The 12,239-nt window shown below is 65.6% G+C and carries 8 protein-coding genes, 1 tRNA gene and 2 pseudogenes; 5 read left to right on the forward strand and 6 right to left on the reverse strand.

Translation table 11 applies throughout. The features are described from left to right. A partial coding sequence (locus JSE7799_RS08035; protein WP_186201875.1) for a transposase occupies nt 1–199 on the forward strand: 199 nt, incomplete at its 5' end. A gap of 40 nt (nt 200–239) precedes the next feature. Here JSE7799_RS08035 and JSE7799_RS08040 read toward each other — a convergent pair. Beyond that, nucleotides 240–578, reverse strand: a pseudogene (locus JSE7799_RS08040) (IS5 family transposase); the annotation flags it as partial. Nucleotides 579–679: 101 nt separating this feature from the next. Between JSE7799_RS08040 and JSE7799_RS21000 the strand changes: the two are divergent. Beyond that, nucleotides 680–850 (forward strand): hypothetical protein, encoded by a 171-nt coding sequence (locus tag JSE7799_RS21000; protein ID WP_186201876.1) that lies wholly within the window; start codon nt 680–682, stop codon nt 848–850. Nucleotides 851–915: 65 nt separating this feature from the next. On the opposite strand, the gene gltB is transcribed toward JSE7799_RS21000, so the two are convergent. The 3 genes from gltB to JSE7799_RS08055 all read right to left on the reverse strand — a co-directional run bounded on the left by gltB (nt 916) and on the right by JSE7799_RS08055 (nt 7,437). Next, nucleotides 916–5,457, reverse strand: a complete 4,542-nt coding sequence (gene gltB, locus JSE7799_RS08045; protein ID WP_055663151.1) for a glutamate synthase large subunit — start codon at nt 5,455–5,457, stop codon at nt 916–918. After that, nucleotides 5,454–5,882 carry a hypothetical protein gene (locus JSE7799_RS08050; RefSeq protein ID WP_055663152.1) on the reverse strand — a complete coding sequence of 143 codons (429 nt, stop codon included), beginning with the start codon at nt 5,880–5,882 and terminating at the stop codon, nt 5,454–5,456. Before JSE7799_RS08050 ends, gltB begins: the two co-directional genes overlap by 4 nt. 91 nt (nt 5,883–5,973) lie before the next feature. Further along, nucleotides 5,974–7,437 carry an NAD(P)-dependent oxidoreductase gene (locus tag JSE7799_RS08055; protein WP_055663153.1) on the reverse strand — a complete coding sequence of 488 codons (1,464 nt, stop codon included), beginning with the start codon at nt 7,435–7,437 and terminating at the stop codon, nt 5,974–5,976. A 242-nt stretch (nt 7,438–7,679) separates the two neighbouring features. Between JSE7799_RS08055 and JSE7799_RS08060 the strand changes: the two genes are divergently transcribed. Beyond that, entirely contained in the window at nt 7,680–8,480 is an 801-nt protein-coding gene (locus tag JSE7799_RS08060) for an undecaprenyl-diphosphate phosphatase (RefSeq protein ID WP_055663154.1), read from the forward strand. On the opposite strand, the gene JSE7799_RS08065 is transcribed toward JSE7799_RS08060, so the two are convergent. Together JSE7799_RS08065 and JSE7799_RS08070 are read right to left on the reverse strand one after the other, a co-directional pair. Further along, nucleotides 8,477–9,859 carry an MATE family efflux transporter gene (locus tag JSE7799_RS08065; protein WP_055663155.1) on the reverse strand — a complete coding sequence of 461 codons (1,383 nt, stop codon included), beginning with the start codon at nt 9,857–9,859 and terminating at the stop codon, nt 8,477–8,479. The two genes, JSE7799_RS08060 and JSE7799_RS08065, sit on opposite strands and share 4 nt — an antisense overlap. Nucleotides 9,860–9,890: 31 nt before the next feature. After that, the gene (locus tag JSE7799_RS08070) at nt 9,891–10,895 is read right to left on the reverse strand and encodes a complex I NDUFA9 subunit family protein (RefSeq protein ID WP_055663156.1); all 1,005 of its coding nucleotides are present in this window, start codon (nt 10,893–10,895) and stop codon (nt 9,891–9,893) included. Between the two features lie 149 nt (nt 10,896–11,044). Between JSE7799_RS08070 and JSE7799_RS08075 the strand changes: the two genes are divergently transcribed. Together JSE7799_RS08075 and JSE7799_RS21665 are read left to right on the forward strand one after the other, a co-directional pair. Then, nucleotides 11,045–11,131: transfer RNA gene (locus JSE7799_RS08075), tRNA-Leu, on the forward strand. A gap of 742 nt (nt 11,132–11,873) precedes the next feature. Then, a pseudogene (locus JSE7799_RS21665) lies at nt 11,874–12,239 on the forward strand (transposase family protein); the annotation flags it as partial.

The raw sequence follows: 12,239 nt of genomic DNA on the forward strand, positions 1-12,239 counted from the left end.
CCATCGCCGCCGGCTGCGCACTTCAAACCCGATGGAGCGATCCGTCCAGCAGGAGCTCAAGCGGCGCACCGTAAAGGTCAGGGTCTTTCCCAGCGACGACGCTCTGCTGCGACTGGTCAGCGCCGTCCTCGTAGAGATCGACGAGAAATGGGCCTCCGAGACCAAGGCCTACATCAAATGGGAATGCCAGGATGCATGACCCGCTCTCAGCAGAATTTCCAGACCGCAGGTTGCTCTATCGCGCCGGCTGCATGCTGGTGCGCCCGGACGACGGTGCTGTCGATCATATGAAGCCGGTCGGGCGGGTGATCCAGCTCTCCCGCAGCCTCGTTGAGCGCCTCCAGGATCGTCTCCCACAGACCTGCCAGCGTCCAACGGCGGAACTGGCGGTAGACCGACGACCACTTGCCGAACTCCTCGGGCAGGTCGCGCCAAGGGCTTCCCGTCCGGGCGATCCAGAACACCCCGTCTAGCACCCGCCGGTGATCGGCTCCCTGCCGACCGTTTCGGGCACGTACCCCCCGGATGATCGGCTCGAAGAACGCCCACTCCGCGTTCGACATCAGACCCCGCGCCATCGCGTCACTCCCCCCGACCAAAATCAGGCAGCGTGAATCACGCCGAAAGCGCTACGGGAAAGGTTTTGTCAACACGGCCTAGCACCATGAAATCCCTCCCAATGAACATCATCCAGGTGACCCATTTAAGCCTCACTTGGCCGGAAGCCATAGCTGTCTGGCTTCTTCGTCTTGCAGGAGAGAAGCAACACGTGATTGCGGCCAAGTTCGGGATAAACGTCGGCAGAATTTCTGATGTGTTGACCGAGAAAACTCACGTTGGCTCGAAATGAGCAGCGCAAATCTCGCGATTGCGTTAAAAAATTGGGGGCGACACCGTCGCCCCCATTCAATTCAATCATTCCGCCGGAATTGCACCGGCTTCCTCGGTCAGCGGCGCGGGCAGGTGGATCAGCATCTCCTTCGGGCAGACCTGAAGGAAATTCCCCCGCTCGCGTTCCCAATCCGCCAGAATGGTCCGCGCCTTCCGGGAACCGGTCTCGGCGGCGTGCCTCTCGATCAGGTCGAGGATTTGCGCCTCCCAATGCGCGACGGTGACGGGGCAGGTCACGAGCGTCTCCATGTTCATCAGCGGTGCCGAAGCCCCCTCAGGATCATAGAGATAGGCCATGCCCCCCGTCATGCCGGCACCGAAGTTGGCCCCGATTGCGCCGAGGATCACGGCGACGCCGCCGGTCATGTACTCGCAGCCATTCGAGCCGCAGCCCTCGATCACGACACGCGCACCGGAGTTTCGGACCGCGAACCGCTCTCCCGCACAGCCGGCGGCGAAGAGATAGCCGTCCGTCGCACCATAGAGCACGGTATTCCCGATGATCGTGTTCTCATCCGCCTTCAGCGGCGAGCCCATGGGCGGACGGACGACGATCGTGCCGCCCGAAAGGCCCTTGCCGACGTAGTCGTTCGCATCGCCCGACACCTCGATCTTCAGGCCCGGCGCCGCGAAGGCGCCCAGCGACTGACCGGCGGAGCCCTGAAGCTTCACCGTCAGGTGATCGGGCTGCAGCCTGTTGCGCATCCCGAACTTCGACACGATGTGGCTCGACACCCGCGTGCCGACCGTCCGGTGGGTATTCTGCACGGCATAGGAGAGCTGCATCTTCTCCCCGTCTTCGAGGAAACGCTGCGCATCCTTGACGATCAGCGCATCGAGCGTGTCGGAGACCGTGTTGCGCGGCTTGTCGCGGTCGTAGGCGATCCGATCCGTGCCATCCACCGTGATGAGCAGCGGGTTGAGGTCGAGGTCGTCGAGATGCGCCGAGCCGCGCGACACCTGCGTCAGCAGATCCGCCCGCCCGATCACCTCGTCGAGCGACCGCGCCCCGATTTCCGCCAGCACCTCGCGCACCTCCTGGGCGTAGAAAGTGATGAGGTTGACGACCTTCTCGGCCGTGCCGGTAAACTTCTCGCGCAGGCGCGGGTCCTGTGTGCACACGCCGACGGGGCAGGTGTTCGACTGGCATTGCCGCACCATGATGCAGCCCATGGCGATCAGCGCGGCGGTGCCGATGCCATATTCCTCGGCCCCCATCATCGCGGCCATGACAATATCGCGTCCCGTGCGCAAACCGCCATCCGTGCGCAGGGTCACGCGCGACCGCAGGTGGTTCATCGCCAGAACCTGATGCGCCTCCGTCAGACCCATTTCCCATGGCAGGCCCGCGTATTTGATCGACGTGGCGGGCGAAGCGCCGGTGCCGCCGTTATGACCCGAGATCAGGATCACGTCGGCCTTTGCCTTGGCGACACCGGCGGCAATCGTGCCAACGCCCGAGGAGGCCACGAGCTTCACCGTCACCTTGGCGCGCGGGTTGATCTGCTTGAGGTCGTAGATCAGCTGCGCCAGATCCTCGATCGAATAGATGTCGTGGTGTGGCGGCGGCGAGATCAGCGTCACACCCGGCGTCGAATGCCGAAGCCGTGCGATCAGTTCGGTGACCTTCATGCCCGGAAGCTGTCCGCCTTCGCCGGGCTTTGCGCCCTGCGCGACCTTGATCTCCAACTCCTCGCAGGTGTTCAGGTATTCGGCTGTCACGCCGAAGCGCCCTGAGGCCACTTGCTTGATCTTGGCGGACGGGTTGTCGCCATTGCCCTCGGGCACGAAATGCGCCGGATCCTCGCCTCCTTCGCCGGAATCCGACTTCGCGCCGATCCGGTTCATCGCCACGTTCAGAAGCTTGTGCGCCTCCGGGCTCAGCGCGCCCAACGACATCCCCGGCGTCACGAAGCGCTTGCGGATGGCGGTGATGCTTTCGACCTCCTCCAGCGGGATCGGGTTGCCCTTGGGCTTGATCGCCAGAAGGTCGCGCAGATGGATCGGCGGGTTCGCCCGCATCGCGTTCGAGAACTGCTTCCACAACTCATAGGAGCCACGGTCGCAGGCAGCCTGCAGCATGTGCATCGTCTGCGCTTCCCAAGCATGCTTCTCGCCCGAGCGCCGCGCCTTGTAGAAGCCGCCGATTGGCAGGACGTTTGACGTTCCCCGCCGCCAGCCGGCCGTGTGCACGGCTTCGAGCTTCTTCTGCAAGCCGCTGATCCCGATGCCCGAGATCCGCGACAGCATGCCGGGGAAATACTCGGCCACCATCGCGCGGCTGAGGCCGACGGCCTCGAAGTTCAGGCCGCCGCGATAGGATGAGATCACCGAGATGCCCATCTTCGCCATGATCTTGAGCAGGCCCGCATCGATGGCCTGCCGGTAACGCGCCACCGCTTCGTCGAGCGAACAATCGAGCAATCCCTTGGCGATCCGGTCGGCAAGGCTGTCCTGCGCGAGATAGGGGTTCACCGTCGTCGCCCCGCACCCGATCAGGACCGCGAAATAATGCGGGTCGATGCACTCGGCGGAGCGGATGTTGATCGAGCAGAAGGTCCGGAGCCCCTTGCGCGTCAGCCACGAATGCACCGCGCTCGTGGCGAGGATCATCGGCATCGCCACCTTGTCCTCGTCCTGCATCCGGTCGGTCAGCACGATGTGCCCCGCACCCGACCGTACGGCATCCTCGGCCTCGGCGCGGATCCGCTCCAGCCCGGCCTGAAGCGCACCGGCCGCACCGCCCGCGGGGAAGGTGCAGTCGATCGTGACGACCGAATCCTCCATGTGCTCGAACATCGCCTGGAACTGCGCATTGCCCACGAACGGGCTGTCGAGCATCAGGATCTCGGTCTGCTTGGAGCTTTCCTCCAGCACGTTCTTGAGGTTGCCGAACCGGGTCTTGAGGCTCATCACCCGGAATTCGCGCAAACTGTCGATCGGCGGGTTCGTCACCTGACTGAAGCTCTGGCGGAAGAAGTGGCTCAGCGGCCGGTACTTCTCCGACAGGACGGCCGCGGGCGTGTCGTCGCCCATCGAGGCCAGCGTTTCCTTGCCGTCCTCGGCCATCGGCGCGAGGATCTGTTCCAGTTCCTCGACCGAGTAGCCGGCGGCGACCTGCCGCGACCGCAGCGCCGCTCCCTCGTGAAGCGCGGTCTCGGCAACGCCCTTCGTCACCTCCTCCAAGTCGGTGATCTTTTGGACCCACTCGCCGAAGGGCCGCTCGCCCGACAGCTTGTCCTTGAGTTCGGTGTCGTGGAAGAGCTTCCCCTCCTCCATGTCAACCGCGATCATCTGTCCGGGGCCAAGCGCGCCCTTTTCGACGACGCGGCTTTCGTCCACCGGGACCATTCCGGCCTCGGAGCCGGCGATCAACAGGCCGTCGCCCGACACGACGTAGCGCATCGGCCGCAGTCCGTTGCGGTCGAGCCCCGCGCAAACCCAGCGGCCGTCCGTCATGGCTAGCGCCGCCGGGCCGTCCCAAGGCTCCATCACCGAGTTGCAGTAGGAATACATGTCGCGCCACGCTTCGGGCAGCTCGACCGCCTGCCGCGACCAGCTTTCGGGCACCAGCATCGTCTTGGCCATCGGAGCCGACCGGCCCGCGCGGACCAGCACCTCGAACACCGAGTCGAGTGCGGCGGAATCCGAGGCCCCCTGCGGCACGATCGGCTTGATGTCGTCGGCCTGGTCGCCGAAGAACCCGCTCGCCATCCGGATCTCGTGGCTGCGCATCCAGTTCACGTTGCCCTTGAGCGTGTTGATCTCGCCGTTATGCGCAAGCATGCGGAACGGCTGCGCCAGCCACCATTGCGGGAAGGTGTTGGTCGAATAACGCTGATGGTAGATCGCGAAGGCGCTCTCGAACCGCGCATCCTGCAGGTCGGGATAGAAGTCGGCCACGTCCTGCGCCAGCATCATCCCCTTGTAGATCACGCCGCGGTTGGACAGCGACGCGAGATAGAGGCCCGGCACCTGCGCGGCGATGGCGGCCTTCTCGATGCGGCGGCGGATGACGTAGAGTTCGCGCTCGAACGCCTCCTCGTGAAGCCCCTTCGCATCGTGGATCAGAATCTGCTCGATCTCGGGCCGCGTCGCGTTCGCCTTGTCGCCCAGACACCCGACATTCACCGGGACATGGCGCCACCCGTAAATGGCGTGGCCCATCCGCAGAACTTCGGTCTCGACAATCGTGCGGCAAACTTCCTGCGCCCCGAAATCGTTGCGGGGCAGGAAGACCTGCCCCACCGCGATGCGACGGTCGGTGTGCGGCTCATGGCCGGTCCGCCGGATCTGGTCATGGAAGAACTCGACGGGGATCTGCACGTGGATACCTGCGCCGTCGCCGGTCTTGCCGTCGGCATCGACAGCGCCGCGGTGCCACACCGCCTTGAGCGCCTCGATCCCGGCCTCGACCACACGACGCGACCGCTTGCCCGCGATATCGACGACCAGCCCAACGCCGCAGGAGGCGTGTTCGCTCTCTTCGCGGTAAAGGCTCGTCGCGCCCAGGTTGGCGCGGCGGCCGGCTTCGTCACGGTCGAACTCGGTGAACCAATGCGTCATGATCCGTCTCCATCCGGTAAGGACCCCAGCGTCAGCCAATAGGCCTCTGCCGGCGGAATGTTGAACAGGCCGGCCTCGTCCAGACGGACGGCCCTGCGGTATTCATCGAGCCCCTCGCCGAAGGCGACGCGGTCGAAGGGCGTCTCATGCTCGGAGATGCAGCCCGCCACCGCCGCCTCGTCGAAGGGCGCATGCGGCACCAGCGGCAAATCCGCGCCGTCGCCGATCATCTGCACGTGCAGGATCGTCCGGTCCGGCTCCACCGGCTCGCCCAGAAGCTCCGACAGCATGTCTGTCCGCCCCACCGTGATCAGCACGTCGGGGAGGTCCTCGGGGCCGGGACAGCGAAAGCCGTCGCCGATGTTCTGAGCGGCGGCGGGGGTAGCAGTCAGCAGGGCCAGCAGGGAAAGCGTACGTAGCGTCATGTCGTGTCCTTTCATGCGAAAGGATCCCAACGAAGACCGTGCTCGTTCGGTCCCGGGCGCATGCGGTGCGTGAAGGCTTTGGTCAAATCCCTCACTCCGCGGCGATGGGGGCCGCGCCCGCGGCGACCCGGTCGAGGATCGCCTCGGCCGCCTCGCGCCCGTCGCGGATCGCCCAGACCACCAGCGACGCACCGCGAACGATGTCGCCCACCGCATAAACACCCGGCAGCGGCGTCTCGTGCGTGCGGAAATCGGCCTTGATCGTTCCCCACCGCGTCACTTCGAGTTCGGGCTTGTTCCACAGCGTCGGCAATTCCTCGGGCTCGAACCCCAGCGCCTTGATCACGAGGTCGGCCTCCTCGACGTAATCGGCCCCCTCGATCACCTCGGGCTTCGAGCGTCCGGTCGCGTCGGCCTCGCCCAGACGCATGCGCTGCACGTGGACGCCGCTGACGGCGACGCCACCGCCGAGAGAGGCGGCCTGCGTTCCGGCAAATCCCGCCGGCGCGGTAAGCCAGACGAACTCCACGCCCTCCTCCTCGGCATTGGCAACCTCGCGCTGGGAGCCGGGCATGTTCGACTTGTCGCGGCGATAAAGGCATTTCACGCTGGTCGCGCCCTGCCGGATGGCGGTGCGTACGCAATCCATCGCCGTGTCCCCGCCGCCGATCACAACGACGCGCTTGCCCTTGGCGTTCAACTCGCCGCTGTCGAACTCGGGAACCTCGTCACCGAAATACTTCTTCGACGAGGCCGTCAGGTAATCGATGGCCCGGACGATGCCCTGCGCGTCATGGTTCTCGCCGCCCAGCTCCCGCGACTTGTAGACGCCGGTGGCCACGATGACCGCGTCATGCGCGGCGCGGATCTCGTCGAAGGTGATGTCGCGCCCGACCTCGCATCCGAGCCGGAAGGTCACGCCGCCATCGGCGAGCTGCGCGTTGCGGCGGGTGACGACTTCCTTCTCCAGCTTGAAGCCGGGGATGCCGTAGCTCATCAGGCCGCCCGCGCGGTCATAGCGGTCATAGACCGTCACCTGCACGCCGGCACGACGCAGCATGTCGGCCGCGGCCAGCCCGCCGGGACCCGCGCCGATGATGCCCACGCTTTCCGGTCGCTCCTCATGCGGCGCGATCGACGGCACCCAGCCGTTATCGAAGGCGGTGTCGGTGATGTACTTCTCCACCGCGCCGATCGTCACGGTCCCGTGACCCGATTTCTCGATGACGCAATTGCCCTCGCAGAGCCGGTCCTGCGGGCAGATCCGACCGCAGATTTCCGGGAAGGTGTTGGTCAGTTGGCTGATGTCGTAGGCCTCGCGCAGCCGGCCCTCGGCGGTCAGGCGCAGCCAGTCGGGGATGTTGTTGTGCAGCGGGCAATGCGACTGGCAATAGGGCACACCGCATTGCGAACAGCGCGCTGATTGCTCTGCCGCCCGCTCGGCGGCGAATTCGCGATAGATCTCTCCGAAGTCGTCCTTGCGGTCGAGCGCCTCACGCTTTTCGGGCGTCTGTCGCGCTACGGTTACAAAACGGAGCATTTTGTTCGTCGCCATCTCGTACCCCTTTTTCGGAGAATCTGAACGCGGCGCCGAAGGACGCCACAATCACCACAAGGGCCCCATACGCCAGCTTCAAACAGGATAAAAGGCAGCTTTGCTGACCTAATTTCGCTTTCTCGGGCTGTTGGGATCGTCTGTGGTGCCTGAAACACGAAATATTGGGTCCGAAACGGCCTCAAGGGTCGGCTTTCTCTCCGACCACGCATGGCACACAAGGCTCAAAACGGACGAATCACATGGCCCTCTGGAACCTCATCCTTCTCGCGCTGATCCAGGGAGTTACGGAATTCCTGCCGATCTCGTCATCGGGACATCTTATCCTTCTTCCCAGCCTCACCGGCATGGAGGATCAGGGGACCGCGCTCGACATCGCGCTTCATCTCGGCACGCTCGGGGCGGTCGTGATGTACTTCTGGAGCGACGTCACCCGTGCGGCGCGCGGGACGGGCGGTCTCTTCCGCCGCCGTTTCGGCCCGGACGAGCGTCTTGCCGCGGCGCTCGCCGTCGCTACGGTCCCCATCATCCTCGCCGGATTCGTGCTGCAATTCACCATCGGCGCCGCGGCGTTCCGATCCGTGGCGCTGATCGGGTGGGCGACGATCGGCTTCGGGCTTCTGCTTTGGTGGTTCGACCGGCGCGGTCCGTCCGAAGCCGGCATCGGCGACTGGACGCTCTCCGCCGCGCTGAAGCTCGGCCTCTGGCAGGCGCTGGCGCTCATCCCCGGCACGTCGCGGTCGGGCATCTGCATCACCGGCGCCCGCGCGATGGGATTCGTGCGCGAGGACGCGGCGCGGATCTCGATGCTGATGTCCATCCCGACGATCTTCGCTTCGGCTGCGCTCCTTGCGGCCGACGTCGCGGCCGACGCATCCGGCACGCTGCTGCGCGATGCGCTCATCGCAGCCGTGATGGCCTTCTTCGCGGCGCTGGCCGCCCTCGCCCTGATGATGCGACTCCTCAAATCGGTCGATTTCACGCCCTACGTCATCTACCGTCTGATCCTCGGGGCGGGCCTGTTGCTCTGGGCCTACGGCTAGGACGGCACCCGCGAGGCGGCCCAGCGGACGGGCGGCATGTCGATCTTGAGCAGCCCCGTCGCCCGCCCCGCCACAAGCACCGCCCATGCGCCGAAGACGTTGGCCATTACCGCCGCGCCGAGAATGCCGGTATAGCCGAACAGCGTCACGCCCAGCCACGCAAGCGGTACGTAAACCGCCAGCACCCGGGCGAGCGACAGCGTCATCGCATGCCCGGCTTTCGAGATCGCGTTGAGCGAGGCGTTTCCGGTGACGAGCATTCCATAGCCGAAGAGCGACCAGCCGACGATGCGCAGATAGGATTTCGCCGCGGCCGTACTGTCGTCGCTCGCCCCGAAGGCCTGCGCGATGGGACCGGCGAAAAATGACAGCGTCAACGCGATGAGGAGCCCGTAGCCCAACGAGAAGAGCAGGCATAGCCGAAGCCCTTCCCGCGAGCGGTCCTTCCTGTCGGCGCCCCAGTTCTGGCCCACGACCGGTCCGATCCCCGCGGAGAGCGCAAGAAAGGGCACGCAGATCAGCGACTGAACCCGTGTCGCCGCACCGAACCCGCCGACATAGTCGCTCCCTACCGTCGCAACCGCCGCCGTCACCAGGGCCATGCCGGCGGGCCGGATCGCGTTCGAGGTGGCCGCCGGCCCGCCCACACCGCCGATTGCCTTGGCGTTTCGCATGAAGTCCCGCAGGGGCGCTTCGCAGGGTTGCAGGATGCCGTCCTTGAGCGCGAGCGCGGCCGCCAGCGCGGCGGCGGTCGCCATGGCGAGGAAGGTTCCCCATGCCGCCCCCGCAATACCCAGTTCCGGAACCGGCCCGAGGCCGAGGATCAGGACCGGCGTCGACGCCACGTTCACCACCGCCGAAGCGACCATGATCGCCGCCGACCAGAACCCGTTGCCATGCGCCCGGAAGATGGCGTTGATCAGCATCATCGTCACGAGGAACGGAAAGGCGAGGCACCAGATCGGCGTGTAGCGCAAAGCCGCCTCGAGAACCTTCTCGTCCGCCCCGAGAAGCCCCAGAAGCGGCTTGTCCAGCAGCCAGAACAGCAGGGCCGCGAGCGATGCGAAGCACAGCCCGAGCGCCAGCGCATGCAGCCCTCGCCGCGTGACGTCGTCATGCCCGTCGCGCCGGCCGAGCGCTTGGCTGATAACCGCGCTCGCACCCGCCGACAGACCGATCGACAGCGACATGATGGCCGTCGTCACCGGATAGATAAAGCCGACCGCCGCCAGCGCCTCGGGCGAGACCTTGGCCAGAAAATAGGCGTCGACGATCCCGGTCGAGACCACCGCGAGGATCCCGAACATCATCGGCCCCGCGACCGCCACGAGATTGCGCCAGACGGGACCCTCCGTCAGATCGCGCCCATTTCCAGCCATATTCGTCCCCCAAACCCTGAGGGTGGAGGACTTAGCGCGAACGCGGCCCTCGGTCAGCCTTTAGATTCCGGGCGCTGCGCTGGATGTCGGAATACTGGCCCGACGGCCGGAACCGCCAGAGATAGCCCGGCAGGATGGCCTCCATCGCCGTGGGTGAGATGCCGAAGGCTTCGAAGCCCGTGGCCGTGTCGCCCACGACGTTGTCGCGCGCGAGATTGCGCACCTGATCGCGCGTGAGCATCCCGTTACTCACGATGCCGAACGTCGCCCGCTGCCCGAGATCCAGCGCACCGGCCAGAAGCCTGGCGGCAAAGAACGGAACCGGCAGGATCAGGGCGCGGCGGCGGATTACCCGCAGCATCGTCGCCATCAACTCGCGGAAGGTCTCCACGTCCGGCCCGCCCAGCTCGTAGATGCCGCCGGGCACGCGGCCATGCACCGCGACCTCGGCGGCGGCCGCCACGTCGTCGACGAAGACCGGCTGAAACCGGGTGTTCGCGCCGACCACGGGCACCACCGGAAAGAACCGCGCCATGCCGGCGAAGCGGTTGAAGAACTCGTCCTCTGCGCCGAACATGATCGACGGGCGCAGGATCACGGCATCGGGCATGTGCTCGAGGAGACCGGCCTCACCCTCGGCCTTGGTGCGGGCATAGTCGCTGTCGCTGGCGGAGTCTGCGCCGATCGCGCTGATCTGCACCATGCGCTCGCAGCCCTCGGCGGCGGCCAGTCGCGCAATCCGCGCGGCGCCCTCGGCCTGCACCGCGCCGAACTTGTTGGCGCCCGACTCCGCGAGGATGCCGACGCAGTTCACCACCGCGTCGGCGCCCGACAGGGCCGCGGCCACGGATTGATCGCTTCGGATGTTGGCGAAGACCGGCTCGACCTGTCCGACCGCTCCGTACATCCGTACGAAATGCGCCTCGTACGGGCGACGCACCGCCACCCGAACGCGCCAGCCTGCTTTCGCCAGACGCTGTGCGACATAGCGGCCGAGAAAGCCGGAGCCGCCGAATATGGTGACGAGCTTCTGCATGGGTCGCGCTCCTTGCCGGGCGGTTAGATCACGTGTCCGGATAGCCGCCGCACACCCGCGCGACAAGTGCGCGGATCGACACGTACGATTTTCCGGTCAGGCCGATTGACACCGCCCGAGGCCGGAGATACCCACCGCCCACCGTGATTGCCCAGGTGGCGGAATTGGTAGACGCGCTGGCTTCAGGTGCCAGTTCCCGCAAGGGAGTGGAGGTTCGAGTCCTCTCCTGGGCACCACGGTCAACCCCTAAAATCCAAGAACGCTTGGTTTTCAGGGGTTGGACGCGTCTTTTTCTCAAAAACTGCCCCACAAACTGCCCCACGCCGAGATGCGGCCCCTGCTGTGGCATCCTCTGCGCACTCGCTCTCGTCCGCTCACACCCGATTTCTGCGTAGATCGCGATGAACCGAATTCCCCTCCATCATTGATCTGGAGGGCTGGTTGCCGTGGATGTCGAAGTGGAAAGGTTAAAGGCCGCACGCAAAGTCCTGGTCCGAATTGTGCAGACCAGACAGGACGGAGCGAAGTTCCTCCCGGTAATTATTGCACTTGAACGCAAGATCACTGCCATGACGGATCTCTGCGACGACTTGGCGCGTATCATGAGCGAGGGCGCATGAGGGCCGCTGTCCTATCTGTGCGCCAGGGTAATAGCAGCCCATCATGGGGACTCCTTCATGATCCTCAGGGGTCGGATCAAGCCGCACTGTGGCGCGGCCCGCGTCGGCCTTGAGCGAGGAGTCGGTGCCAAGATAGCGTTGGCCTCCAAACCGGTCAGCCAGGAGGTGGCGCGAGCGACCCAGTCAGGCGTGATGTGCGTCGACGAGCCGTAGGGCCCGCCGACCTCGCCGATAAAGCCTTTTTCTGCGACGAGCTGATCGTTAATTGTTCCGTCCCGGATGATCACCTTTCCCCGCGACGATCCGCGCTCTTCATGGCAAGATCGGTTCTGAGGGACCTTCGAGACGGGGCACGACCATGCTGATACATCTTCACAAGCAGGCCACGACCACGCCGAAGGTGCGGGCGGCGATCCAGGCGAGCACGGAGCCTGCTCCGGTCCTGGCCGAGCGCTTCGGCATAACGGAGCAGACCGTTTACAAGTGGCGCAAGCGCGACAGCGTCGCAGATCGCAGCCACACGCCGCACAGTCTCCAGACGACGCTGACACACCACCGCAGGAGGCCGTCGCGGTGGCCCTGCGAAAGGCGCTGCTGGTGTCGCTGGATGATCTGCTGGCGGTTGTGCGGGAGTTCCTGAACCCGAACGCCTCGCGCTCGGGGCTGGACCGCTGCCTGCGCCGGCATGGCGTGGGGAACCTGCGCGACCTGAAGACCAAGGCGG

Origin of the sequence: Jannaschia seosinensis (assembly GCF_001408515.1) — a bacterium.
In the GTDB taxonomy this organism is placed as follows: Bacteria; Pseudomonadota; Alphaproteobacteria; order Rhodobacterales; family Rhodobacteraceae; genus Jannaschia; species Jannaschia seosinensis.

What these genes read in the sequence shown, in the direction of transcription:
- JSE7799_RS08060 (WP_055663154.1), top strand. Translation starts at nt 7,680, where the DNA reads ATGGCCCTCTGGAACCTCATCCTTCTCGCGCTGATCCAGGGAGTTACG.
- JSE7799_RS08055 (WP_055663153.1), bottom strand. Translation starts at nt 7,437, where the DNA reads ATGGCGACGAACAAAATGCTCCGTTTTGTAACCGTAGCGCGACAGACG.
- JSE7799_RS08050 (WP_055663152.1), bottom strand. Translation starts at nt 5,882, where the DNA reads ATGACGCTACGTACGCTTTCCCTGCTGGCCCTGCTGACTGCTACCCCC.
- JSE7799_RS08065 (WP_055663155.1), bottom strand. Translation starts at nt 9,859, where the DNA reads ATGGCTGGAAATGGGCGCGATCTGACGGAGGGTCCCGTCTGGCGCAAT.
- JSE7799_RS21000 (WP_186201876.1), top strand. Translation starts at nt 680, where the DNA reads ATGAACATCATCCAGGTGACCCATTTAAGCCTCACTTGGCCGGAAGCC.
- JSE7799_RS08070 (WP_055663156.1), bottom strand. Translation starts at nt 10,895, where the DNA reads ATGCAGAAGCTCGTCACCATATTCGGCGGCTCCGGCTTTCTCGGCCGC.
- gltB (WP_055663151.1), bottom strand. Translation starts at nt 5,457, where the DNA reads ATGACGCATTGGTTCACCGAGTTCGACCGTGACGAAGCCGGCCGCCGC.